Consider the following 26,618-nt stretch of genomic DNA (forward strand, 5'->3'; position numbering starts at 1 on the left):
TTCTGATCTTTCAAAAATAGGAGGAAGCCAGCATGAAATATGTAAACGCAAAAACAATTCTTCCTGATAAGCTGGTCAGGGAACTGCAGCAATATATCCAGGGAGAATATATCTATATACCCGCCCTTTGCAGGCAGAGAAAACAGTGGGGAGAGAAGACCGGGTACAGAGAAGAATTAAAACAGAGAAATAACACAATCAGGACCCAGTACCATAATGGCAGATCCATGGAAGCCCTTGCAGAACAACACTGCCTTTCCCTCTCTGCTATCAGAAAAATTATATATCAGCAATAAACCCACGGAGCTGCAGATGCAGCTCCGAATTTTTATACAGAATAATACAGAGGCATAAAGTGTATTGATTTCTTAAAGAGAGGAGGATACAATAGCTTAAAAAGCCGTAATGGGAGGAAATGAAAATGGATCTGACTTATATGGGATATGAAGAACGAATCATAACACCAAAAAAACCAGTGCAGATAGCAGGATATGATGCCCGAATTGACAACTGTTCAAGAGGAACCATGAAGGATTTAAAGGCCCAGATTCTTGTTAGTAAAAGAAACGAAGACAGATTCTGCCTTGTAACAATCGACAGCCTTGGTTTTACAACCAGGTTGACCAATCTGCTGCGGGAAAGGATTTCAGAGATGCTTTCAGCAAAAATGGAGCAGGTCATGGTCTGTTTTTCCCACACACACGCTGCACCCAATGCTGCAGTTGAAAACGATTATTATGAATCTGTATGCCAGACAATACTCTCAGGAGTAAAAAAGGCGGGTGAATCCATGGAACCAGTTTACGCCGGGTGGGGAATCGGCGAAAATACCGTTGGAATTAACAGAAGAGGGAGCGGTCAGCCAATTGATCCACGGATCGGGGTCTTAAAGATATGCGGGGAAGGGCAGGAAAAAATAAAAGTTCTGATCGTCCGGGTAACCGCCCACTGCAATGTTCTGATGCCAGATAATTACCTGATTTCGCCGGACTATTTCGGGGAGGCAAGAGAAGCGATAGAACGCAGATATGGCTGTAAAGTAATGATGGTGCAGGGGGCGTCCGGGGATGTAAGACCCAGATACCGCCAGGAGAATGCGGATTATCTGGAAATTCATCCGGCAGAGGTACATTTAATGGATATCAGCGATCAGATGAAAGTAAGATATGCCGCGCAGAGCAAAAAAGCATTGAAGGATATGGGAGATGATATCTGTGAGTCCCTGCAGCCGGTCATAGACAAGATTAATCCAATGCCCATCAACAGAATATCTATGTTTTCCGTTAAATCGACCTTTTATGCGGATGTTCCGGAATTGAACCGGGCCCGGGAAATTGCGTCCGAAGCATGGGAGCAGGGGAAAATCGATGGTACAGGCTGGCTTTTGGAAGTGGAGAGACTTCTGAATAATGATGAAATCAGGCAGAGTGCCGAAATTGAAATACAGTTTTTTGCAGTCAATGACGGCTGTCTCTGCGGAGTTCCCAGTGAAGTCATGTCTGATATCGCAGTTGAAATCTGGAAAAAGACCAGTAATCCAATGGTATTTTTCAATGGTTATACAAATGGCTGTACCAGCTATCTTCCGACAGCTGCCGAATATGACAGGGGCGGATATGAAGTTCTCTGGTCCAACCTTCTTTACTACCAGTATCACGGGAGAGTCATGCCATTAAACAGAGATACGGCAAACCGTCTTGAGGATGAGGCGGTAAAGGCGTGGATGGAGTATTGGATTTATTTTTCATGAATCATCACCATCCCTGTTTTACCATCTACGGTAATGATTTGTCCGGTCTGAATCTTCCTGGTTGCGGAGTGAGTTGCCATAACCGCCGGTATGCCATACTCCCGGGCGACAATACTGGAGTGGCTAAGTGGACCTCCAATATCGGTTACAACAGCACTGGCTGAAGCAAATAACGTCGTCCATGCGGGAGTGGTAGTGACTGCAATCAAAATATCTCCAGTATTGAATTTCTCAAAATCGGCCGGACCGTACAGAACGCAGGCTGGAGCCGTCACTGTCCCGAAACTGGTGCCGATTCCGTAAAGAACCGTATTGCCATTAATTATTTCTGGTTTTTCCGGGTTACTGTGAGCATTTTTCTTTTTCTTTTCCGGGATCTCTGGCGGAGAAGTATAACTCTGGTTCTTTTTCCATTCTTCCCGGCGTCCGGGAATTGTTCCGGTCATATCCTGAAGTATCTCCCTCCGGTCAAGCCGATTAACCAGATCTGACAATTCCGTCTCATTGAGCCAGTATATTTCATCAGGCTGTGAAAGCGCTCCTTTTTTAATAAGCCGCTGTGCAACCTCATTCAGCATTATACGAATCACCGGATGTCCCATTCCCATTGAGAAAATAACGTCCTCTCTCATAGGTGCGGTTTTCTGTGCCCAACCAAGCAGTTTTAAGAACAGCTTTCTTCTGGGACCGTTAAGCTGATTGGATATTGCTTTTGCAGCCTCAACCCGTCTTTTTTTAGCCTCAGCCTGACGCGTTAACGGACTTTCTCCCTGACCGGTTGCGAAGGATTTAATTGATTCGAAGGTCGGAGTGAGAACTTCCTGAGGTGTGGGATTGGAAAAATCAAATTCATAGGCGGTACGGCCATAATTTACAAAATGAAGCTGGATCTGTTTTTTCCATTGCGTCCACAGTTCATCGGAGATCATTGGAGGCGGGACAGCGGATGTGAACTGCCTGCTGATATCAGCAGCCGGAGTAATTCTGAGATAGTTGCTCAAATCCGGGTATTGGGAGACCCACTTGCCAATTTTATATAACGATTTCTCTGACTGCAAAGCAATTGTGTCCATTCCCAGTAAAAGTACTGAAATATCCGGTACGCCAGCTTTGGCGGCAGTACCTTTAAATAATTTTGTTAACAGGGTCTCACTTGTAAGTGCTGCAGGCAAACAGAGCTGAATTTTTGTAAAGTAGGTACAGGCCGCTCCAAATACGGTTCGGACCCCATTGAGCAGTTGTTCTGCGCTCATTGATTCCATAGGTTTGCTTTCCCATTCCGTAACAACTGCAGCGAATTCCTTTTGTGCTTTATTAGATCTTTCTACACTCTTTTGATAGGTACGGCGAATGGATTTTGGGGAAAAAGATTTTGTAATCAGAAGAAATGGCTTAAATCTGCAGGACATATAGGTATATCCATTAATCGTGGTATATGCGCCATGTTCGGGCCACAACTTTTGGACGCCATCTTCAAACATATGGTTCCAAAGAATATGTGTCGCCTGATTAATGAGATCCATTCCCAGAGTTGCAAATAAAGGAGTAACGGGACTGGGCAGATGTTCCGCCAGACTGCCTTTGGTGTAGATTACTCCTTTTTCGAGAGGTTTCCATTGGGGAGGCAGAACTGTGATCGGACGGGCCTGAACGATATACATCTGATCCTTTTCCAAAGCCCATTCCACATCCATTGGCATCTGATAGTACTGTTCGATTGTTTTTCCAAGTTTTGTCAATACCTCGACCTGCGCACCGGTGAGAGCCGGTTTCTGACGTATCGAATCAGCAACTGGTACCTCTTTTGTCCCTTTTGCGGTACGGATTGTCATAAGTTGTTTGTCGGCGGTCTCATATGAGGTGATTTTCTCTGAAGTCTTGGAAACAACAATGGTATCAGGGGTGACCAGGCTTGATACTACCGCTTCGCCAAGTCCCCAGGCGGCATTAATGAGCATCTCATCCCGATCTCCGTTTACTGGATTGACAGTAAATAAAACTCCTGCAGCATCTGAAAAAATCAGTTTTTGAACGGTAACGGCAAGTGCTACCGTTGTCTGATCAATATGGTTGATCAAACGATAGGAGATCGCACGGGCCGTCCATAGAGAGGCCCAGCAGCGCTTAACGGCATTAAGAACTTCACTTTCGCCCTGAATATTCAGATAAGTTTCCTGCTGTCCGGCAAAAGAAGCGCCGGGTAAATCTTCGGCAGTAGCCGATGACCGCACGGCAACCGGTACATTGCCCAGCTTTTGACAGGCGGCGGTAATTTCCTTTTTTAGTTCGTCAGTCATTTCTCCTTTTTTAAACATATTGCTGATCTGCAGGGATGCTGCTTCCAGCTTTGCCGTATTACCCGGGTCAAGTCCATCTAATGCGTCGATAATCTGTGGCTGGATTTCATTTGTATTAACAAAGAGCCGGTAGGCCTCAGTAGTAACATGAAAGCCATCCGGAACCGGTAATCCGGCTGACAGCATTTTCGACAGGGACATACCCTTGCCGCCTACGGTTTCAAGTGTTGCCTGATGATGCTTCATTGATAAAATATAAGCCATATCAGAAACCTCCTTTTAAAGAGTGATTCCGTGTAAAAATATATTGACTGCTTCATTGAGCATTTCTTCCATACTATTAGATGGACGGGATGTATATGTGATAGAAAGCATTGAATTAATCAGCAGCCGTGATGCCAGTTGCGCATCGGTCACCCGAAATAGTCCATCCTTAATCCCCTGTTCAATCACCGACTGTACAATATCCTGATAAGTATGCCGTATTTTTTTAATCCGCTCCTGGTAATCCTCATCCAGAAAATAAGCTTTTGTCGCCAGCCACATAAATAAGATGTTATTTTCTTTTGAATAGGCAAGATTAAGCTTCATAATTTCCATTAGGGATTGCTCCGGGGGAAGATTTGTATTGATAATCTTTTGTACCGTTGTGATTGCATTATTAACCTGAGACTCAATCGCATATATGACAATTTCATCTTTTGACTGAAAAAAATCATAAAGACTTGATTTCCCCAATCCTGTCAGATCAGCAATTTCTCTCATTGACGTTTTCTCAATTCCCTTGACCTGAAAGAGATTCAGCGCTGCTTTCATGATGTCAAGGCGACGTTCCGTTTGTTGTTCTGGTGTTAGTGTAAATCCTTTTGGCATAATGGCACCTCCTGTAGCGACCGGTGTTCGCTTCTTAATTTGATTATAAGCGACCATCGGTCGGTTGTCAATAGAAGTATATTCTGGAATTAGCTTTCTGAGTGCGAATCCTGTGGTATATGTGTTATAATGATGGAGAATGACATGGGATGTTTTTTTAGAAGATGGTATACTTGCAGGAGAGATCTAACTCGTGGCAGTCAAATTCCATATGGTCTGTTTCATTCAGTAAGCGATCAATATGAAAGAAATGCATATTATTTATATTAGATACACGTATATATTAAATAAAAGGGTGAGGTATTATTTATGAGTAAAAAAGAATTTAAACGGGAAAGTAAAGAAAAGAAACCAGTACTGGCCATCTGTTACGATTTTGACAAAACCTTATCGCCAGATGATATGCAAGCGCAAGGCTATATTCAGTCAGTAGGCTATGACGTGGGAGATTTTTGGACTGAATCCAATGAATTGGCCGAGAACAACGAGATGGATCAGAATCTGGCGTATATGTACAAGATGGTTCAGGAGGCAGAGGGAAATTTAATCTTCAAAAAAAAGACTTTAGAAGACTATGGTGCAAAGGTCAATTTGTTCCCTGGTGTAGGGGACTGGTTTGAAAGAATATGTGAATATGGGACTGACCATGGCGTTATCGTTGAACATTACATTATTTCTTCCGGATTGAAAGAGATGATCGAGGGGACATCTGTCGCCAGGAAGGGTGCTTTCAAAAAAATATACGCAAGTTCCTTTTATTACGATCCCAGAACCGGTGTTGCGAAATGGCCGGCACAGGTCGTAAACTATACAAATAAGACGCAATTTTTATTCCGAATTGAAAAAGGAATTCTGGACATTAATGATCAGGGGGTTAATGATTCTTTTGCTCCCGAAGAAATGCGGGTACCATTTCGTAATATGGTATACATAGGTGACAGTGATACAGATATTCCTTGTATGAAACTTGTGAATTCATATGGCGGACATTCAATTGGTGTATATAATGCTGCAACAAATGATAAATCTAAAGTTTATAAAATGATGCATGATGGCAGGATAAAATATTATGCGCCGGCTGATTATTCAGAAGGAACACAATTGGATAATCTGGTGAAATCAATTATAAACCGCACGGCTGCCAATGAGGCTTTAGAAGAATTTTTTTACCAATGTAAAAAGGAGAATTTTGAAGCTGATAAACAAAACAGCGAGGAAGGCCGTAAAAAAACTGATTTATTAATTGCGCTGGAAGGCAGTGGGAATTTTGCAACGACACATTCCACAATAAAAGAACTCAATAGCTTTAAAAATTGGACACCAGACGAAAAAGAGCTGTTATTTAAAATTGCAGTTGAGAATAGTCAGGTATTTTACGTATTGGGTGATTTAGATGTAAAACTATTTTATCAAAATGTGCTTATGGATACCCAAAACTATTCAGAAAATGCAAAAAAAGTAAAGGTGGAAATTGAAAAATAAATATAAAGAAAGAGGTACAGATATCATGGAGTATCCATATAAGATAATTGATGAAAACAATTGGAAAAGAGCTTTACACTGTCAAATATTCAGAAACAGTATAGAACCTTCTTATTGCGTAACCTTTGAATTGGATGTTACAAATTTTCTGGCGAAGGTTCGGGCAGAAAAGCTTTCCTTTACATTTTCCCTTATCTTTATCGTTTCAAAATGTGCAAATGATATTGAGGAATTCCGTTATCGTTTTCTCAATGGTCAGATTGTGCTTTATAACAGAATTAACACAGCTTTTACCTATCTTGATAAAGATACTGAGTTATTTAAAGTTGTTAATGTTGAGATGCAGGATACACTGGAACGTTATAATTCTGTTGCAGCCCAGAAAGCTGGAAACCAAAAAGAATATTTCACGGGGCCGATGGGTAACGATGTGTTTCAGTTTTCACCAATGCCATGGGTATCGTATACCCATATTTCACATACAAACTCCGGTAAAAAAGATAATGCCACTCCATTGTTTGACTGGGGAAAATATTTTGACAGAGATGGAAAAAAGATACTTCCCTTTTCAGTTCAGGTCCATCACTCTTTTGTAGATGGGATACATATAGGAAAACTGGCAGAATCGTTACAAACTTATTTGAACATTTTTGAATTAGATATCCGCTTATGAATTCGTAAAAGGAAAAAACAATGAAAAATTATATTATAGAAACAGATCAGCTCGCATTAAGAGAGCTTACAATGGATGATTTTGAGGTGTGGCATCATATATTATCGGATCAGGAAACAATGCAATACTATCCAAGGGCGTTTGATGAGGATAAAACAAAAAGCTGCATCGACTGGAATCTTGCTAACTATGACAAATATGGCTTTGGACTGTGGGCAGTTATTTTAAAGGAATCAAATCAGTTCATTGGTGACTGCGGTATTACCATGCAGAATATCCATGGTGATGGAAATTTGTTTCCTGAAATCGGCTATCATATTGATAAGCGGTATTGGCGCAAAGGATATGCTACGCAGGCAGCAAAAGCCTGTTTGAGATATGCTTTTGAGAACAACGGTTTTGATGAAGTTTTTTCGTATCAAAAGTGGACAAATATTCCATCAAGGAAAGTGGCTGAAAAAATGGGTATGTCATTGCGTGAGGAATATGCAGACGAAAAAAATATAAAGACAAGTGTATATTCCATTACCAGATCAGAATTTTATACAAAATCTGTTATGTCAGACAGAATTTGAAAAGTATGAAAATGAAACAGATGGGACTCTATGGAAAGCATGATTGCGTTGTTAACCGATATAAAAGGAGGATTATGTATGGAAAAAACACTTTATTCAATACTTGCAGTGTTTCCTACACCAAATATAGAAAAAACCGCTGAATATTATAATGAAATTATGGGATTTAGAATTGTTAAATATTTAGATGTAAAAGAACCCCATATATGCCTTTACCGTGATTGCGTGGAAATTGTATTAACTAAAGCAAACAGCGATAAAGTTTACACGAATAGGGAACTGTACGGTTATGGGGAAGATACATATATTATTACGGACAATCAAGAAGGATTACAAAGTGAATTTATAAGTAAAGGAGCTAAAATTGTTCGTCCTCTAAATATGACAGATTATAATAATAAGGAATTTGTGTTAGAAGATATAGACGGACGGTGGCTGGCTTTTGGAATGAAACAAAAATAACACTAAAATTTTAGGTAAAGTAATCTTTCAACATAATTATAAATGGAGGATAAGTAATGCAATGTATAATTAATGGACAAGCATATAATTATATTGATAATGTTATGGAAGAAGAGTTTTCGAGAAAAAGTTACTTTCAGCTTGCAGAAGAAATCTACAATTTAAAATATGAAAAGTGGTATCAATCCGGATATATGGATAACCATTATAAACCATATATAATTATTTACGAAGATACAGCCGTTTCAAGTGTGGCAGTATGCATTAATGATATAATCCGGAAAGGTAAGCGAAAAAGATATGTACAAATCAGTACTGTTATGACTCTTCCTGAGTATAGAAACAAAGGGTTAAATCGATACCTAATGGAAAGAGTTTTAACCGATTGGGTGGATAAATGCGATGCAGTTTATTTACTATCAAATGATTCTGTTGTAGATTTTTATCCAATATTTGGTTTTGAGGAGTACAAAGAGTTTCAATATAGCAAGCCGATCTTAAAAATACCAGGTGCATATAGAAAGCTTGATATAGAAGTTCCGGAAGACTGGAATTTAATTATTAAAAATTATAAAAGAGGAAATCCATTTACCGAATTGAAAGTAGATAATCTGAGTCAGTTTGTATTTCATTGCATACAATTTAGAATGAATGATATTTATTATATTGAACAATATGATGCTGTTGCAGTGGTTAAATATGATAATAATAGACTCAATTGTTATGATGTTTTTGCCGATGCCAATCTTCAACTGGATGATATATTAGGCATTATGGCTAATGATAATACAGATTATGTGTGTCTGGGATTTACACCGGAATTAAAAGCTGGGTATATAGTTGAAGAATCACAGGAGGAAGATAATCACTTGTTTGTACTTAAAGGAAAGGAGAATATTTTTAAAGATAATAAGGTGATATTCCCGATGTTGTCCCGTGCCTGATAAGAGATTTGGAAATTTGTGACGGAGGTTGTATTTATGAAGACAGTACTATTAGATGTTATTTCCGAAGAAGTTATTAAACTGTTTTCCGAACAAGATGACTTTATGATGGACTTTCTCGGTGCTGATAGTGTTTACTATACCCGCTATAGCAAAAATGAAAAAATTGAAAAAGTTTGGTTAACCTACTTTGACGATTTTCCAATCGGATGTGTTGCCTATCGTAAAAAATCTTCTGATGTCGGTGAAGTTAAACGTATGTTTATAAAGCAAGAATATCGTGGACGCGGAATATCTAAATCATTGCTTAATATGGTTGAACAATATGCAAATCAGTGTGGTGATAATACTCTGCATTTAAGCACACGTATTACACTTGAACCAGCAATTACATTGTACCGACGTTCTGGATTTTTAGAAACATTTCACGATGGTCTTTATGTGGAAATGGAAAAAAAGCTGTAAGCCGGCAGGGTTATTTGTTTTTGCTGAAATATACCAGCGATGCTATGATATTAATGATGGACGTAACAATGATCAGCTGCACAGAGATTAACGCTATCTCATGAAGATGTATCCATAAGAGCCGGCCAATCTTTTGCTTTCACTAAAAAACTGGTACTAAAAAGCTGTGCACATATTGATAGGGCACAGGACACAAAACTTACTGCCATAAGAGCAGCGTACTTTGAGCAGCTGATTTTATGGTATTGGCTAAGAATAACCAATGGAGGAAGCCAGGTGGCAATTCCTAATATGATACTAATTGAATTACAGATTTCTATCATCGGGAAACTCCCTTTACAAGACTCAGCAGTCTGTTATTATCATTATTATAGCTTACACTTACGGTAAAGTCATTATAAAAAGATATAATTTCCAGTAATACATATATCAATATTTAGCATGTACGTTCCGTTGTTTAGAAACAGATCATTAATAATATTGGAGGTTCCATATGAAAGAGCAGACACCCTTTCGTCCTGTGGTATGCGTTTTAGTTATTTATTTGATATGTTATGTATTCAGAGCAGTTGAATACATGGTTTTCCGCACAGATCAGTCAATTTTTGGCGAGGCGTTTATACATAAACTGGCAGGTATACTTGTGCTTGCACTGGCAATACGATATTTTTCACTCAAATGGCCAGACATCGGTTACACGCATAAAAAAGCCGTAAGGAATATGCTTTATGGCCTGCTGCTTGGGGCAGCTGTGTATATGATTGCATATGGCATTGAGTTTTTTCTGCAATTATCCAGAAACAGCAGTCCATCTATGAACGTATATGTGACCAGCTATGCGATTGATGGTAATCGGGGAATGCAGACCGGCATCCTGTTTTTCCTGTTTTGTATTGTTGGAAACGTCATCAATGTGGCTATGGAGGAAGGCGTCTTCCGAGGACTATTCGTCAGACTTTTGGAAGGAAAATATTCATTCATGAAAGCAGCGGTATTTTCCTCTGTTCTCTTTGGCTTCTGGCATGTCGCAGCACCTGTAAGAAATTTATTGGATGGAGAAATAAGTCTGATGGGTGTAATTCCGTCTGTTATCATCCTTATATTAACGACAGGAATTGCCGGCTTTAAATTTTGTCTGCTGACTAAAATCACCGGATCGCTTTGGATGTCCATGGCTGATCACTTTTTTAATAATGCCATCATTAATCTTTTACATATCACAACCATATCCGGCGCAGATGAATTGCAGATAATCCGAATTTCCGCTGCTCAGACTATCTCATTTTTAATTGTAATTATCATTTACTTTAAAAGCGGAGGGCGCCGAAAGTCTACGTTTCGTACATAGATACGAATACTCTAAACATATGAATTCAACAATCTTAAATAAAAATAAGCGAACAGACAAGATAATGGAGGTTAACAAAATGTCAAAAATTACAGTGTTAATAGGAAGTCCCCGAAAAAATGGCAATACTGAGATCCTTGCAAATGCTTTTATTGATGGAGTTAATAAACAGGAAAACACCGTGGAAGTGATTTCTGTAACAGGAAAACGCGTTAACGGGTGTACAGGCTGCAATTTTTGCTATAGAGATAACAGTCATAACTGTGCGCTGAAATCGATATGCAGGGAATTTATGAGAAACTTGCAGATGCAGATGTTCTGGTGATAGCCACTCCTGTTTATTTTTATGGAGTTAGTTCTCAATTGAAATGCATAATTGACCGACTGCATAATCCCATACGCAATACGTTTAAAATGAAAGAACTTGTTTTGTTAGCTGTTTGTGCTGATACAATACCCACCGTTTTTGACTCTCTGATATCCATGTATCATGCGGTACTGAGCTATTTTTCCCTTAGAGACGGGGGAATGATCACAGTCCCTGGTGTATCTGAAAAGGGTGATATTCTCGGTAATCCCGCACTTGTGGAGGCTGGTAAACTGGGAGGCAGATATTAGGCGGTAATGCAGATATAAGTATTGCTTTTATTTAATTTATAATTTATTATAATATAAAACAATTAAATCTGTAGGTTAATAGGAGTAAATACGATGAATGAATATCATAAAAAACTAAAAGAGGAAATAGCCCAATTCAGAGAAGCCGGTCATAAGTTTGTAAATAAGGAAATTACTACTGCTGATTTTAAGGGAAAATCAGGAGGCATGGGGGTTTATGCACAAAAGGGCGGGGAAGCTTTTATGATTCGATTAAGGATACCCTGCGGTATTTTATCATTTGCCCATATGAATTTAATCTATAAATTTGCCGTACAATATGGTTTACAACGAATTCATCTTACAACCAGGCAGGCCATTCAGCTTCATGATCTGGATATTGATTCTGTCTGTGATATCATGGAAGCTGCCATTGACCATGGTTTGTATACCAGAGGAGGCGGCGGTAATTTCCCCCGGAACGTTGCACTGTCTCCCCTGTCCGGTGTGGATAAAACAGAAGCCTTTGATCCTACACCCTATGCACTGCAGGCGAACCGATATGTCATGGAACGGATCCTGGAATACCATCTGCCCCGTAAACTGAAAATTGCCTTTTCCAACAATGAAGCGGATACTGCAAACTGTACCATTAATGATTTGGGCTTTTTGTCAGTTCTGGATCAGGGAAAACCCTATTTTAAAATGTTTCTTGCAGGCGGATTAGGTAATAATCCGGCAGTTGCTTTGCCGTATGATGAGCTGATCCCCTTAGACCAGGTACTGTACCATGTGGAAGCTGTAACCAGAATATTTGCGGCGGAAGGGGATTATCAGAACAAGGGAAAAGCCAGGCTGAGGTACATCCCAAAAAGAATGGGAGAAGAAGCATTTATGGAGTGTTACAAAAAACATCTCGCCCAGGTGAAAGAATCCATGGATCTGAATATAAATGTGGATGCAGAAGGGATATGGGAACCTGCAGGTCAGATGCAGTCTTCTTATATCCATACAGACAGCGGTAATCTGATAGTCCAAAAACAAGAGGGATTCTATACAGCAGTCATTCACCCCCAATGCGGACAGCTGCCTGTAAAAACCCTTGAAAAAATAATTACATTTCTCATGGATAAACAACAGGACATACGCCTTACTATGACGGAAAGCATGTACATCCGCAATCTGACCAGAGAAGAAGGAGAAAAGCTTCTGGCAATAATGGAAGAGACCAATCAGGTAACTCTCATTGGTATGAGTGTCAGCTGTGTGGGAGTTCCAACCTGCCAGATAGGAGTTTTAGAGAGCCAGACTTTATTAAAAGAAATAAACAGGGTACTGATGGAAAATAAGATAAAGACGGATTATCTGCCGGGAGTTTCCATATCCGGGTGTTTTAATTCCTGTTCCAGGCATCAGGTAAGTGAAATTGGCTTTGCCGGCTGTAAAAAACGTATTTCCAATGCTCCGGCAGATGCATTTGAACTTCATGTAGGGGGAGCAGCAGGGAACAATAACACCCATTTGGGTAAATGCATGGGTGCAGTAAAAAAAGAAGATATTCCGGACTTTATGGTAAAACTTTCTCAGGCCTTAAATGCCAAAGGAATGTATTTTATGGACTATCTGAAGGAATACGGAGAAGAGTTTGAGGATTTGACGAAACCATATCTGATTCCTTAAATCAGCGTGCGGCAGTTTGAGTTAAAATAAAGAAAATCAGGATTGAAGGCGGGGAAACATGCCATCAACCCTGATTTTCTTTGTTTATAGCAGAGATTCTGCTCTATGTAAAATTTACTTAAGTAAACATGGACATTTATTGTTATCCCAGGGAAGACATTCCTGCTGGCAGTGTTTCAGTGTATCGTTTTCTTTATATACATCAGTATATTTGCTGGGACTGACGCCAAATATGGACATAAAGGCCCGGTAAAACGTACGCATGCTGTTAAATCCAGCACTCATGGCCGCCTCTGTAATCGTGAATTCCTCACTGTCTAACAAGATACCAGCGACATGTCTGCAGCGGAGTGAGTTAATATATTCACTGATACTGCATCCTACATGTTTGTTGAATATGTGTGAAAACCGGCTGGTACTGTAACCGAATTCCTCAGCAATGGTTTTTAGGGACAATGTGTTTTTGTAATTATTGTGAAGATAAGTGAGAACATTGCGTACCAAAGCATCGTCATCCTTTGTATGAGTATTTTCCATCGGAATGTTTTCTGTCAGCAAAGCCAGAATTACATGAATATACCCTCTGGCAGCCAGGGATTCAGGTGTTTTTCGCTGCAGGTCACAACAGCACCGCATGCAGCGGGCCACCTCCTGGGTCAGAACTTTGTTCGATATATGACATAGGGAAAATGTCTTTCCCTTCAGTTTCTTTTGAAAGACAGGTATATAGGAAAGGGGTATCGTCATCACTATGGTATCTGAGTAATCAGGCGTTAAATAACGGTGTACGGTATAGCTTGGCACCAGCAGCAGTTCCCTGGCCTGAATACAGTAAAATTTCCCGTTTAATGTTGCTTCCATGGTACCGCTGCGCACATATACCAGTTCCAACGCACTGTGGAAATGGGGAACGCAGTTGTTATTGATGGAATACCAGGAGGATGAGTTAGCCTGGCTGTCCCGGGATATCTCATAATTATATTTTGAATCGATCATTGCAAGCCTCCTTTTTATATAAAAGAAACGCAGCCAATTATGGCACAAATTATGTTTATTACGGCAAGCGAATACTGTTTTATTATATTATAATCAAATTGTAAAAAATTACAAGTAACGGATTAATTATCATTGAGCAATGAAAGGAAGGGGTATATGAAATCATTAAAGCTGGGAATTATAGGGTGCGGAGGCATTGCAAACGGCAAGCATCTGCCGGCTGTCAGAAAAGAAGGCAGGGCAGAAGTTGTGGCTTTTTGTGATATTGTTGAGGAGCGTGCCTGTGAAGCTGCAAAAAAATATGGCACAAAAGATGCTAAGGTATTTACGGATTACCGGGAACTTATCAAACTGGATCTGGATGCGGTTTATGTTTGTACGCCCAACCGTTCCCATTGTGAAATTACGGTAGCCGCGTTGAATGCAGGCAGGCATGTCATGTGTGAAAAGCCCATGGCTATCAATTATAACCAGGCAATGGAAATGGTGGAAGCAGCTAAGAAAACTGGTAAACTGCTGAACATTGGTTACCAGAACCGTTATCGCGCCGACAGCATCTATCTCAAACAGGAATGTGCAAACGGGGAACTGGGTGAGATATATTATGCCAAAGCAAAAGCCATACGCCGCCGGGCAGTTCCAACATGGGGGGTATTTTTAAACGAATACGAGCAGGGAGGCGGACCGCTGATCGATATCGGCACCCATGCACTTGACCTGACGTTATGGATGATGAACAATTATAAGCCAAAAAGTGTGGTAGGTTCCGTATATCATAAACTCAATGGCGAGAGACAGCCTGCTAATGCCTGGGGACCATGGGAACCTGACAAATTTACAGTGGAAGACAGTGCTTTTGGATTTATCATTATGGAGGATGGGGCTACAATAACCCTGGAAGCAAGCTGGGCACTTAATTCCCTGGATGTCCATGAGGCCAAAACCGTTCTGTGCGGTACCAAAGCAGGTGCGGATATGCTAAGTGGACTGACGATCAACGGTACCAAAAATGACCGCCTGTATGAGCTGAAACCAAACCTGGAAGCAGGAGGAGTTGCTTTTTATGACGGGGATGTCGTCACTCCTGAGGTATTAGAACAGCAAACGTTTTTTGATGCGATTCTTGGTAAAGGAGAATTAGTGGTCTTGCCGGAGCAGGCTGCAGTCGTTACACAGATTTTAGATGCGGTTTATCAGTCTGCCAGAGAAGGACGGCAGATTCTATTATAAAACAGAGAGGTGTTATCTTATGAGTTTGATTGAGGAGTTCAATTTTCAGCTTTATTCACTGCGTGAACTGACTAAAGAAGATTTTCCTGGTGTCCTGAAACGGGTTGGAGAGATTGGCTATACCGGTGTGGAATTTGCCGGTTATGGAGGACTGACTGCCGGCCAGATGCACAGTTTGCTGAAAGAAAACGGATTAAAGTCCATAAGCAGCCACGTACCGCTGGAACGGCTGATCAATGATTTGGATGAGGAGCTGAGCTATAACCGGGAGATTGGGACGCAAACGATCATTGTGCCTTATTATCCCCTTAAAACAATCCACGATGCGGAAATTCTGGCAGAACAGCTTGCACCGATTGCCAGGGCTGTCCGCAGTGCAGGTTTTACATTTGGCTATCATAACCACGCACACGAATTTGTAAAGTCAGAAGACGGAACAGTTCTTCTGGATTTACTGATGCAGCTGACTGATGGGTTGGATATGGTATTGGAATTAGATGTATACTGGGCGGCTTATGCAGGTGTGGATGTAATGGCGTACATGGAAAAACAGAGGAATCGTATCCGGATGCTGCACTTAAAGCAAATGGCCGATTTTGAAAGCAGGAAGTGTGTGGATTTAGACGAAGGTGTTCTGGATTTTAATGCGATTATATGCAAAGGACTGGAAATCGGAGTACAGCACTGTATTTTGGAACAGGAGGAATTCGCCGTATCTCCGTACCAAAGCATAGAAAAAGGGTATAAACACATTATGAATCTGTAGATTCCTGAAAGGAGTATTCGTATGAAATTAGGAGTATTAACAGTTCCGTTATATGACCGGAGTGCAGAGGAAGCGTTCCGTTATCTGAGCAGCTTGGGGGTACAGACTGTGGAGATTGGTACCGGCGGCTCACCGGGAAGCAAACATTCCAATCCAGAGGAGCTGCTTTCCAGTGAGAGTAAATTATCGGCTTATAAGGATATGCTGAAAAAATATAATTTGGAAATCAGTGCATTGAGCTGCCATTCCAACCATGTACATCCAAGTGCAGATATCCGTGCTCAGGCGGCTGCCGATTTTACCCGGACTCTGCGCCTGGCTGAGAAACTGGGAGTCGATACGGTGGTGAGTTTTTCGGGGTGCCCGGGTGACTATGAAGGTGCAAAATATCCAAACTGGGTGACGTGCTCCTGGCCGACGGATTACCAGCACGTCCTGGATTATCAATGGAATGAGGTATTGATTCCTTTCTGGCAGGGAGCTGCCTCTGAGGCCGCCAATTACGGTGTCAATAAGATTGCATTGGAGCTGCATCCCGGCTTTTGTGTATACAATACTGCTACACTGCTGCGGTTAAGAAGAGCAGTTGGTGATGCAATCGGTGCCAACTTCGATCCCAGCCACCTGTTCTGGCAGGGAATCCGTCCGGCTGAGGCCATTAAGGCACTCAAGGGCGCAATCTACCATTTTCATGCAAAGGATACTAAAATTGATGCGGTTAATACACAGATCAATGGTGTTCTGGATACCGGAAATTATGGTGATTTATCAGAACGCAGCTGGTCATTCCGTTCCGTTGGCTGGGGGCATGATGCTGGAGAATGGAAGGAGATCATCTCTGCATTGCGGCTGATCGGTTATGACGGGGCCATCAGTATTGAACATGAAGATGCTTTCATGTCCGTTGAGGAGGGACTTGAAAAAGCCATTGACTTCTTAAAGAATATCGTTATTCACGACCAGCCTGCGAATACGTGGTGGAACTAAAGTCAGGAGAACATTTAATTATGGAAAAGAAAAAACTACATATTGCCTTGATTGGATACGGCGGCATGGGAAGCTGGCATGCCCGCATGCTTAACGAAATACCTGAAACCAGTCTGTGCGGTATCTGGGACATTGATCCTGTGCGCAGGGAAGCAGCGGCTGCGGACGGAATACATGTCTATCAGTCACAGCAGGAATTGCTCAATGACATAACAGTGGAGGCAGTAACCATAGCTACTCCAAATGATACCCATTTACCTGTTGCACTTGCAGTCATGAGTGCAGGAAAGCATGTAATCTGTGAAAAACCTGTGGCACTAAACAGTGAAGAACTAAAACAGATGGCTGATTATGCAAGAAAGATGGGAGTCTTTTTCACGGTACATCAAAACCGCCGCTGGGATGAGGACTATCTGATCATAAAACAGCTTTATGACCGGCAGTCACTTGGCAGAATTTTTAATATTGAGAGCCGCGTACATGGCTCCCGGGGAATACCGGGAGACTGGCGAAACCAGAAAGAGCATGGCGGCGGCATGGTATTAGACTGGGGCGTGCATCTTCTGGATCAGATGACTATGATGCTTGGCGGCCGCAAACCTCTCAGTGTTTTTGCACAATTGACGAATGTTACCAACGAAGCGGTTGATGATGGTTTCCGCGCATTGTTTCAATTTGATGACCAGCTGACTTTTTTGGTGGAAGTGGGGACCAGTAATTTTATCTCCATGCCACGCTGGTATATCCAGGGAGAAAACGGTTCCGCCGTTATTCATGACTGGAAGCTAAACGGCGAAATTGTTATGGTTTCGGATTGGGAAAAACGTGATACAGTACCGGTTGTAACCGCAGCAGGTCTGACAAAGACCATGGCTCCGCGAACTGATGAAACGGTGAAAAAATATCCCCTGCCGGAAGTACATGCCGATATCCGGGATTTTTACCGCAATGTTAATGCTTGTATTCATGAAGGGGCACAGTCACTTATTCAACTGGAAGAGGTTATGGAAGTCATGCATATCATGGAAGCTGTTTTCCGTTCCGCAGAGCAGAACAGTGTAGTATATTTATAGGAAACCTGACAGATAAGTCAAGGTTAAATGGAGAGGCTGGCAGAAGTAAGGAATGTTTCTGCCAGCCTTATTATGTGTCAGAAAAAATTAATAATAAATTATCAGATATATACCTGGATCTTAATGAAAAAATTAATAAAGTGAATAAACGATTAACAATGATATATATGAAAAAAATAAACAAAAATACTTGAAAATAATGTGAATAAATACTAAAAATAGATAATAATATTTAGAAATAATGTAAAAAATGCCTGGATTGGTTCATGAATACGTAAAACGATTAATCGAATGGCAGTAAAAGTGAGGATGTATTGAATCATTTAACTGCTATTCTTTTTATAACACAATGTTAATCGTTTAATCAAAAAGGTAAAGCAGCAGAAGTCTGAGAATGGGCTTAGTAATGGAAAACATTATGCCAATAAATGAAAAGGAGACCAGGTATGAAAAAAAAGAAATTAGTAAGTATCCTGCTGGTTGCTGTAATGACATCGGCAATCATATTATCAGGATGCGGGGGCAGCAGCGGAAAGAAAGCTGTTCCGGCAGCAAACAGTAAGGAGGCTGCGGGCAGCAGTGAAAGTTCCGGCAGCGGCGGAGAAAAAAACGGTGAAAAAGTTAAGATTACATACGCACAATGGGGGAATGAGACAGAAACTGCAGCCACACAGAAAATCGCGGATAAATTTAACAGCCAGCAGGATAAGATTGAGGTTGAAGTAGTAAAGATTGATCATGATACATATGTAACAAAATTAAATGCCATGGCTACCGCTGGGGAACTGCCGGATACGGGAATTATGAGTGAGGCAGGCGTACTGAAATTCGCAGAGAATGGTTTACTTGCAGATATCAGCGATATGTATGAAGCAGGAGAAGCAAAGCCCCTGGATTATCTGACTTTTAAATATGAGGGAGCTCCAGTAGCCTATTCTGCAGCCAATGAGGTGCTGAATCTTTGGTACAACAAAGATTTATTAAAAGAAGTATGCGAAAAGCAGGGCCTGGATATTAACAAGTTAACACCTCCGGCAGCAGCAGATGCCGCATGGGATTGGAATACCTTTGTTAAGACAGCTCAGATGCTGACAATTGACATTAACGGAAAGAATGCATTGGATCCTTCATTTGACCCGAATAACGTAGATATTTACGGCTGTACTGTGAACACACTTCCATGGCAGCTGGAGGTCTGGGCGTTATCCAATGGCGGAGGTTACTTCAGCCAGGACGGAAAAAGCTGTACCATTGACGATGAGGCCACAGTAGATGCCCTTCAAAAGATTGCAGATCTTTCCTCCAAATATCATTGTGCACCTCCAGTCACCAGTGCAGCAAATGCCCTGGAATCTTCTCTGGGAAGCAAGAAAGTGGTGATGGCAACGGATGGACAGTGGAACGTTGGAACTTTCCTGGGCCCGAATGCAGATTTTGAATACGGTGTCGGAGTTCTTCCTTATATGAAGAAGCCTGTAACCATCTGTACCGGAGGGCCCAATGTAGTATTTTCAACAACCAAGCATCCGGCAGAGTCAATGGAATGGCTGAAATGGTATTATCAGGAAGAAAATTCATGGTCACTCATTGAGGCTGGAACGTGGATGCCGATTCTGGATTCCTGGTATACGGACCCGGCTAAAATTGACAAATGGATCAGTAATCCGAATTTCCCGGAAAAAGAGATGTACAAGAGCGCAGTTGTGGATTATGCAAAGAACCATTCAGTTTCCACTGCATGGTACTATGTGAATGGTACGGAAGAATTTAATGCAACACTGAATTCTGCTTTCTCAGGCGTGTGGGCTGGTGAGCAGACAATGAAGGAAGCAATTGACGAGAACAAGGAAGAACTGTTATGTATATTTGAGGAAAGCAATCCGAAGTAAAAATTAAGGATTCAGGCGATCCGGGCAGAAATATGATGGATCGCCTGTTATATGAAGAGGTGCTCAAATGAAAGGGAAAGTGAAAACGAAGACCACATCAAGGGCAGGGAAAAAAGAAGAAAGAACAGCTTACTTGTGTTTGATTCCGGCATTCCTTGGTGTTACTTTAATCAGCTATCTGCCGACACTGGCGGTATTTATATTGAGTTTGTTTAACTGGAACGGATTATCCACTCCGGAGTTCATTGGGTTTGATAATTTTGTCCGTATATTTACAAAGGATATTTACCTGGTTGATTCCATACGTGCCACCATTTATTACGCATTCCTGGCTGTTGTAGGGGCAGTTCTCTATTCGCTGGTCATAGCGCTGCTGTTAAATATGAATATTAAAGGGCGCACCCTGTTCCGCTCCATATTCTTCATTCCCTATCTGCTTCCCGCTATCGGCGTATTCAAAGGCTGGCAGTGGCTGTATGAAGCGAATTTTGGCCTGTTCAATTTTATATTCCGTATGCTGGGAATTCCGCCCCAACGGTTCTTGGACAGTCCGTCTCAGGTCATACCCTCCCTTGTGCTGATCGCAATATGGACCAGCGGCAATCTTATTGTAATCTTTCTTGCCGGGCTGCAGAATGTGCCTGCCGTATATATGGAAGCAGCGAAGATCGACGGCGCCAATGCCTGGCAGCGCTTCTGGAATGTTACCATTCCCAGTATTTCACCAATTATTTTTTATAATATACTGACAGCATTAATCACCCATCTCCAGGTTATCAATCCGTCCCTGGCACTTACCAATGGAGGACCGGCGAAAAAATCCATGTTTATGTCCTATGTAATTTATTTATATGGTTTTAAGAAAAACAAACTGGGATATGCGGCGGCATATTCGGTCATCTTCTTTATCATAGTAGGCATATTCACGTTTATTCTGTTTAAGACGCAAAAATCCAACTTGTTCGGAGAGGAGGAATAACAGTGGCTGTTAAAATAAGGAGCAACAGAAAACATAAAGAAAAAATTGTAAATTTGGCTGCAACAGTTCTGATCCTGATTTTTGCGGCCTTGGTTCTTTTGCCTATCTGGTGGATTTTCCGGTCTTCTTTAATGAGCACAGGAACCTTAAATGAATATCCGCCTTCCTTTATTCCTCATGAGTGGCTCTGGTCGAATTATTCAAAAGCGTTGGAAACATTCAAATACTGGACGTATTTTAAAAACACATTCTCTATTATTATCCCGGCAGTAACGTTCGGAACCATTACCGCTATTTTTTGCGGTTATGCCTTTGCAAGACTGAACTTCAGAGGAAAAAGGTTGTTTTTTAACATCTGTGTTGGTACAATACTGTTACCGGGAATGGTTACACTGATTCCACTCTACATATTCTGGACGAAATTTCTTGGACTTGGAGATACCTACTGGCCATTAATCCTGCCGTTTTTAACCGGCGGCGGATTTTTTAATATATTTCTGATCCGGCAGTTTTTTATGACAATTCCCAGGGATCTCGATGAAGCTGCTTCCATTGACGGAGCAGGCAGGATGAGGATTCTGTGGACCATTCTGGTTCCCTCCATTAAGCCGGCTGTCGTGGTGGTGGGTATGATGCTGTTTATCCAGATATGGAATGACTTACTGCAGCAGATCATCTACATCAACAGTATGGATAAATTTACTTTTGCAATTGCATTGACCAACTTTACCGGTTCTTTCGGTACGAACTGGCCGGTGGCTTTGTCTGCTGCATTTATGACCATCCTGCCTGGTATCATAATCTATCTGTTCGGGCAGAAAAGCTTTGTGGAAGGTATTGTGCTTACAGGCATGAAGAATTGAGAGGAATGTCAATATGGGGATTTTAAACAAGTTCCGCCATAATCAATTCTGTGGTAAACAAAAGAATCATTGAACCAAATGAGGTGACATCATGCCGACAATCAAAGAGATTGCAAAGGCCAGCGGGGTATCCGTGGCAACTGTTTCCAATATTATTAATAATAAGGGACGGGCTGGAGAGAAGACAAAAAAAAGGGTGCAGCAAGTCATTGACGAAATGAATTACATGCCCAATTGTATTGCGAAGAATTTAAAGACGAAAAACACCAAGAGTATTGGTGTTATTGCGGAGGATATGACCGTATTTGCTCTTCCTGATATTATTGATGGGATTACAGAATATTGCGAGAAAGAGGATTACCAGATACTCCTTGTTAATTTACGCCTTTATAAAAAATTTTCCGATACCTATTACCGGAACGAAAATCATAAAGAGATTGTTCATAAACAGATAAATAAATTGCTGTCTAAACAGGTAGAAGGTGTTATCTATGTGGCGGCACATGAACGATTGAATGATGTTATTCCAAAGGAATTACCGATACCAGTTGTAGTAGCATATAGCTTCAGTAACAGGCCGGAGATTCCCTCGATTGCTGTCAACGATTCAGACGGGGCAGAGAAGCTTATTAAATATGTGCTTTCCTGTGGACATAAGAAAATTGGAGTGATTGCTGGAAAAAAAGAAAGTATGCATACACAGGCAAGACTGGAAGGATACCAGAGGGCACTTTTTGAAGGGAATATATTATATGATCCAAATCTGATTGTATACGGCGATTGGGAACGAAAAAGTGGATACAGGAATACGGATACCCTTGTAGAAAAGAAGGTAACGGCTATTTTCTGCATGAATGATATCATGGCAGGAGGAACATATGACCGCCTGAGAGAACTGAACTTAAAAGTGGGTGAAGATATAGCGGTTGTCGGATTTGATAATCGTGAGATGGCAGGTTTTGAGAATCCTCCTCTTACAACTATGGGATTACCGCTTCATGATATCGGTTATAGCTCAAGTGAGGTGATTATCCGCCTTCTTAGCAATAAAAAGCAAGAAGACGTAAAGGAAACATATTATGTGGAATGCATTCCTTTTATAAGAGAATCAGTAAATACAAGAAAGGAATAACAGGCAAATGCCGGAAAGGATCTGTATTATGACGGCTGGATATATATTGGATGAGAAAACAACGATACACTGAAGTCAGGTTGTAACAGAAGATTTTATTATGGTATAATACCATATATTTTTGGAAGGATCCGGATCTCATGAAGTTAAAACGTGGTTACTGGTATAAAAAATATTGCAATTTAAGATTAGCAGAAAAAATGATCATTGTTTATATCCTCATGGTTGGAATCTGCTGTGTCATAAGTATCACAGCACTCCAATACAGTTTTAACATTTATGACGGAAAACTGTATGAAAAATCTCTCCAGGAACTTGACTATTTTACGCAGCAGGTAAACAGAAACTTAGATGAGGTGGAGAATCTCTCGTTTAATATTGCAATTGATATAAAAATCCAGGAGCAACTTGAAAAAATCAAAGGTTTAAAGCATTTCACAGCGGAATACTCCTATGAAGTGTATCAGCTTAAAATGCTTATAATCAATGAACTGGCCAATTCCAATATTATTTCTAACATTTTATATACGGATGGGGATACGACCCGGTTCTTGATAGGGACAGCAACGGGTACTCTTGGTGAAGAGGAGTATGAATCGGTGATGAGACGGATTCATGAGGCCAAAGGTGCTTATGTTGTACAGGAGCCAAGGAAAGAGTATCCCTTCCTTTTAACAGGGCGGGATATCCGTAAACATATTGATGCCAGTCTTGAGTATCTGGGAAGTTTGTTGATTACCAGTGATGTGGCAGGAATGATTGAGAAGAATATTGATGAATTAGAAGCGGAGAGTTCAGCTCTCTGTGTTTATTCTGATAATGGGATTATTTATGAAAATCAGGTTAATATGATGGACAGCATTCCGGAGCTTCAAGGTGATAAAGGCTATCAGATTATAAAAATCCAGGGGCAGCGGTATTTCATGTGCTATTTAAAATCTTCTAAAACTGGTTGGACTTATGTAAATATGTTCCCTTATTCGGACATTTACGGACAGAACCAGAATCTGAGAAATCTGATATTCGGAGGATTTCTCACTCTGTTTATGGTTGTTGCACTGATTCTAAAAAAGATAGCTTATATCATCACAAAACCCCTTGAAAATCTTTCAAAAAGTATGGAAATTGTGGAGGATGGAAATTTTAACGGAGCGAAAAATTATTTGGAAACCAATGATCGTCAGGATGAAATAGGTCTGCTGACACAGGAATTTAAAGTCATGCTGGATAAGATTGATAACCTGATTCATGAAGATTATAAGAAGCAGATTCTTATTAAAGATACAAAATATAAGATGCTTCAGGCACAAATAAACCCCCATTTTCTTTATAATACACTTAACAGCATCAACTGGATGATCCGGGCAAAAAAGAATGATGAAGCAGCTGAAATGACGGTTGCCTTGGGGATGATTTTGCGCTCGGCCCTCAGTAAAGAACAGTTCTTTACTATGGAAGAAGAAACTGATATTTTGAAACGATATATTACTATACAGGAGTTCCGTTTCAGGAAGCGGGTTGTATTCAATATAGATGCTGATGTTTCCGGATCCTATCTGATTCCTCATATGACAATACAGCCGCTTGTAGAGAATTCCATTTATCATGGGGTGGAAAAAATGCTGACACCATGTACCATAGCTGTTACCATAAGAGAAGAAAAGGAACGTATACAAATACAGGTCTCTGATGATGGTCCGGGAATGACGGAAAAAGAACTGAAGGCAGTGCGTTCATTTTCAGCAGAAACACATGGACATGGATATGGGCTGAAAAATATTTATGAGCGGCTGATGATGGCATTCGATGTGAAAGCAGAGTTTGAAATAAGCAGCACGCCTGGTGGAGGAACAACCGTAACCATTAGAATTCCGAAAGTAGAGGCAGAAAAAAAGAATGTATAAAGTAATGCTTGTAGATGATGAAGATATTGAAAGAGAGGCTATGGCAGATATCATCCCATGGGAAAAAGTGGGGATGGAATTAGTGGATATGGCCTGGAATGGGATCGAAGGTCTGGAAAAAATACAGACTAATTTGCCTGATATCGTCATTACGGATATTAAAATGCCTGTTATGGATGGAATTGAACTGATAAAAAGGACCCACGAATTATATCCAAAAATATTTTTTGTGGTCTTGTCCGGTTATGGGGAATTTGAATACACCAGCAAAGCCATGGAGTTGGAAATACGACATTATATTTTAAAACCCTGTGATGTGAATAAAATCGTGGAGGTTCTTTTAAATGTTAAAAAGGAGCTTCTGAACAGAGAAGAAAAATTAAAATCAGAACGGCAATATCAGAACAGTATCGAGCGGATGCTTCCTCAAATCAAGGAACGTATTTTCTATCAAATGATAAGAAAAAAGGAACTCTCGGTTTCGGATAAGATACTTCTTTCAACTTTTACAGAGAATTTTTCAGATGAAGTGATTCTTCTATCCGTCCGCGGGCCCAAGGAATATGACCAGCTGGACCGATTTGCATTAACGAATATTATAACGGAGCTTATGGGGGAAGATCAGGTATATATGAATGCGGGATTAAAAAAGGAGATTGTATACCTTCTGCCTGCTGCGCTTTCACCCCAATTATGTTCTTTGATGCTGAAGGTCCACAGCGAATATAATAAGTACAAGAAAGTCAGACTTCGTTCGGCGGTTAGCAAAAGAGGAAGACTTAAAGAATGTTTCCGACTTTATTGCCAGATTCAGGAACTGTTTGATTTTGGAGGGGTGGAGGAGAAACAGGAATTTTTACATTTTGGAATGTACCATGATAAGGCGGAGGACTCTTTCTTAATGGTGGATTATACCAAAATTCGGAATGCAAAAAATATCCAGGAGCTGATATTTGAAATTTACTGTTCCTGCGTTAAAATGCAAATGCAGAAAATCACATTGGACAGGATGTCAGAGGTGTACGGATTCGTTTTGAGGATCCTGTTTGGTGAGGATGAGAAGGACTTAAAAAAATGCGAACAAGTGTCTGAACTTTTGGAGCAGGTGATCGAGACGTGTGCATTTCATATGAATCTTATATTTCCCAATACGAAAGATGGAAATCGTATGAAAAAAATTTTGTACATGGTTTACTGGAATATAAAAAATCCAGATTTAAATCTTCAGTACATGGCCCAAAATGTGTTATTTATGAATGAGGATTATTTAGGACGTTTCTTTGCCAAGAATATGAATGAGCGGTTCTCAGCATTTCTTGTAAGAATCCGAATTTTACTGATTCAAAGACTTCTGTTGTACCAGCCTGATATAAAGGTTTCTGATCTGGCGGAGCAGACAGGTTATCCGTCTGATGGGCAATATCTTACAAAAGTATTTAAAAAGCATACAGGTATGGTCCTGTCAGAGTACCGCAGGATGATAAAAAATAACATTGAGGAGAGGGCAGAATAAATTTATCTGTGCCTTTCTTTTTTTACAATTAATCATTTGTTTTAGTCGGATTTTTACAAAAACCTAGTCTGTTTATTCCATTTCGTTTTCAAAATAAAGTCTTATAATATAGTATATCAGGTTATTAAAACAACTGAAAA

23 protein-coding genes and 1 pseudogene are annotated in these 26,618 nt (G+C 40.6%); 21 read left to right on the forward strand and 3 right to left on the reverse strand.

Translation table 11 applies throughout. The annotated features are described in order from the left end of the window. Positions 1 to 32: 32 nt before the first annotated feature. Positions 33 to 296, forward strand: coding sequence for a CD3324 family protein (locus V7D18_RS09440; protein ID WP_426153702.1), 264 nt, complete (start codon positions 33 to 35; stop codon positions 294 to 296). 125 nt (positions 297 to 421) lie between these two features. Then, positions 422 to 1,750, forward strand: coding sequence for a hypothetical protein (locus V7D18_RS09445; protein WP_426153705.1), 1,329 nt, complete (start codon positions 422 to 424; stop codon positions 1,748 to 1,750). Here the strand turns inward: V7D18_RS09445 and V7D18_RS09450 are convergent. Together V7D18_RS09450 and V7D18_RS09455 are read right to left on the reverse strand one after the other, a co-directional pair. Continuing rightward, the gene (locus tag V7D18_RS09450; protein ID WP_426153707.1) at positions 1,738 to 4,311 is read right to left on the reverse strand and encodes a PEP/pyruvate-binding domain-containing protein; all 2,574 of its coding nucleotides are present in this window, start codon (positions 4,309 to 4,311) and stop codon (positions 1,738 to 1,740) included. The two genes, V7D18_RS09445 and V7D18_RS09450, sit on opposite strands and share 13 nt — an antisense overlap. Positions 4,312 to 4,326: 15 nt before the next feature. Beyond that, entirely contained in the window at positions 4,327 to 4,920 is a 594-nt protein-coding gene (locus V7D18_RS09455; protein ID WP_426153709.1) for a TetR/AcrR family transcriptional regulator, read from the reverse strand. A 309-nt stretch (positions 4,921 to 5,229) separates the two neighbouring features. Here V7D18_RS09455 and V7D18_RS09460 point away from each other — a divergent pair, with 309 nt between their 5' ends. From V7D18_RS09460 to V7D18_RS09500, 9 genes and pseudogenes are all read left to right on the forward strand, one after another. Next, positions 5,230 to 6,402 (forward strand): HAD family hydrolase, encoded by a 1,173-nt coding sequence (locus V7D18_RS09460; RefSeq protein WP_426153711.1) that lies wholly within the window; start codon positions 5,230 to 5,232, stop codon positions 6,400 to 6,402. A gap of 25 nt (positions 6,403 to 6,427) precedes the next feature. Next, entirely contained in the window at positions 6,428 to 7,075 is a 648-nt protein-coding gene (locus V7D18_RS09465) for a CatA-like O-acetyltransferase (protein ID WP_426153713.1), read from the forward strand. Between the two features lie 20 nt (positions 7,076 to 7,095). Further along, positions 7,096 to 7,650 carry a GNAT family N-acetyltransferase gene (locus V7D18_RS09470; RefSeq protein ID WP_426153716.1) on the forward strand — a complete coding sequence of 185 codons (555 nt, stop codon included), beginning with the start codon at positions 7,096 to 7,098 and terminating at the stop codon, positions 7,648 to 7,650. A gap of 78 nt (positions 7,651 to 7,728) precedes the next feature. Then, entirely contained in the window at positions 7,729 to 8,112 is a 384-nt protein-coding gene (locus V7D18_RS09475; protein ID WP_426153718.1) for a VOC family protein, read from the forward strand. Positions 8,113 to 8,168: 56 nt separating this feature from the next. Next, on the forward strand, positions 8,169 to 9,056 hold the full coding sequence (locus V7D18_RS09480) for a GNAT family N-acetyltransferase (RefSeq protein WP_426153721.1): 888 nt from the start codon (positions 8,169 to 8,171) through the stop codon (positions 9,054 to 9,056). 36 nt (positions 9,057 to 9,092) lie between these two features. Next, complete coding sequence (locus tag V7D18_RS09485; RefSeq protein WP_426153723.1) at positions 9,093 to 9,521, forward strand: GNAT family N-acetyltransferase; 429 nt, start codon at positions 9,093 to 9,095, stop codon at positions 9,519 to 9,521. Between the two features lie 493 nt (positions 9,522 to 10,014). After that, positions 10,015 to 10,869, forward strand: a complete 855-nt coding sequence (locus V7D18_RS09490) for a CPBP family intramembrane glutamic endopeptidase (protein WP_426153725.1) — start codon at positions 10,015 to 10,017, stop codon at positions 10,867 to 10,869. Between the two features lie 79 nt (positions 10,870 to 10,948). Then, positions 10,949 to 11,487: pseudogene (locus V7D18_RS09495) on the forward strand (flavodoxin family protein). A 93-nt stretch (positions 11,488 to 11,580) separates the two neighbouring features. Then, positions 11,581 to 13,146, forward strand: coding sequence for a nitrite/sulfite reductase (locus V7D18_RS09500; protein WP_426153727.1), 1,566 nt, complete (start codon positions 11,581 to 11,583; stop codon positions 13,144 to 13,146). A gap of 114 nt (positions 13,147 to 13,260) precedes the next feature. On the opposite strand, the gene V7D18_RS09505 is transcribed toward V7D18_RS09500, so the two are convergent. Further along, positions 13,261 to 14,142 carry a helix-turn-helix domain-containing protein gene (locus tag V7D18_RS09505; RefSeq protein WP_426153729.1) on the reverse strand — a complete coding sequence of 294 codons (882 nt, stop codon included), beginning with the start codon at positions 14,140 to 14,142 and terminating at the stop codon, positions 13,261 to 13,263. 156 nt (positions 14,143 to 14,298) lie between these two features. On the opposite strand from V7D18_RS09505, the gene V7D18_RS09510 reads away from it, so the two are divergent. The 10 genes from V7D18_RS09510 (at position 14,299) to V7D18_RS09555 (ending at position 26,478) form a co-directional block, all read left to right on the forward strand. Next, positions 14,299 to 15,372: a Gfo/Idh/MocA family protein gene (locus V7D18_RS09510; protein WP_426153731.1), complete on the forward strand. Its 1,074-nt coding sequence runs from the start codon at positions 14,299 to 14,301 to the stop codon at positions 15,370 to 15,372. 19 nt (positions 15,373 to 15,391) lie between these two features. Next, positions 15,392 to 16,138, forward strand: a complete 747-nt coding sequence (locus V7D18_RS09515) for a sugar phosphate isomerase/epimerase family protein (RefSeq protein ID WP_426153733.1) — start codon at positions 15,392 to 15,394, stop codon at positions 16,136 to 16,138. Between the two features lie 21 nt (positions 16,139 to 16,159). Next, the gene (locus V7D18_RS09520; RefSeq protein ID WP_426153735.1) at positions 16,160 to 17,125 is read left to right on the forward strand and encodes a sugar phosphate isomerase/epimerase family protein; all 966 of its coding nucleotides are present in this window, start codon (positions 16,160 to 16,162) and stop codon (positions 17,123 to 17,125) included. A 20-nt stretch (positions 17,126 to 17,145) separates the two neighbouring features. Further along, complete coding sequence (locus V7D18_RS09525) at positions 17,146 to 18,198, forward strand: Gfo/Idh/MocA family protein (RefSeq protein ID WP_426153737.1); 1,053 nt, start codon at positions 17,146 to 17,148, stop codon at positions 18,196 to 18,198. 446 nt (positions 18,199 to 18,644) lie between these two features. Beyond that, a complete protein-coding gene (locus tag V7D18_RS09530; protein WP_426153739.1) occupies positions 18,645 to 20,087 on the forward strand; it encodes an ABC transporter substrate-binding protein in 1,443 nt (480 codons plus the stop codon). Positions 20,088 to 20,154: 67 nt separating this feature from the next. Further along, positions 20,155 to 21,066, forward strand: a complete 912-nt coding sequence (locus V7D18_RS09535) for a sugar ABC transporter permease (protein WP_314463022.1) — start codon at positions 20,155 to 20,157, stop codon at positions 21,064 to 21,066. Positions 21,067 to 21,068: 2 nt separating this feature from the next. Beyond that, entirely contained in the window at positions 21,069 to 21,929 is an 861-nt protein-coding gene (locus V7D18_RS09540) for a carbohydrate ABC transporter permease (RefSeq protein WP_426153742.1), read from the forward strand. Positions 21,930 to 22,020: 91 nt separating this feature from the next. Continuing rightward, positions 22,021 to 23,061, forward strand: a complete 1,041-nt coding sequence (locus V7D18_RS09545; protein WP_426153744.1) for a LacI family DNA-binding transcriptional regulator — start codon at positions 22,021 to 22,023, stop codon at positions 23,059 to 23,061. 140 nt (positions 23,062 to 23,201) lie between these two features. After that, positions 23,202 to 24,965, forward strand: coding sequence for a sensor histidine kinase (locus tag V7D18_RS09550; protein ID WP_426153746.1), 1,764 nt, complete (start codon positions 23,202 to 23,204; stop codon positions 24,963 to 24,965). After that, the gene (locus V7D18_RS09555) at positions 24,958 to 26,478 is read left to right on the forward strand and encodes a response regulator (protein WP_426153748.1); all 1,521 of its coding nucleotides are present in this window, start codon (positions 24,958 to 24,960) and stop codon (positions 26,476 to 26,478) included. Before V7D18_RS09550 ends, V7D18_RS09555 begins: the two co-directional genes overlap by 8 nt. Positions 26,479 to 26,618 lie beyond the last annotated feature (140 nt).

Source organism: Lacrimispora sp. 38-1, assembly GCF_049890855.1.
Taxonomy (GTDB): domain Bacteria; phylum Bacillota; class Clostridia; order Lachnospirales; family Lachnospiraceae; genus Lacrimispora.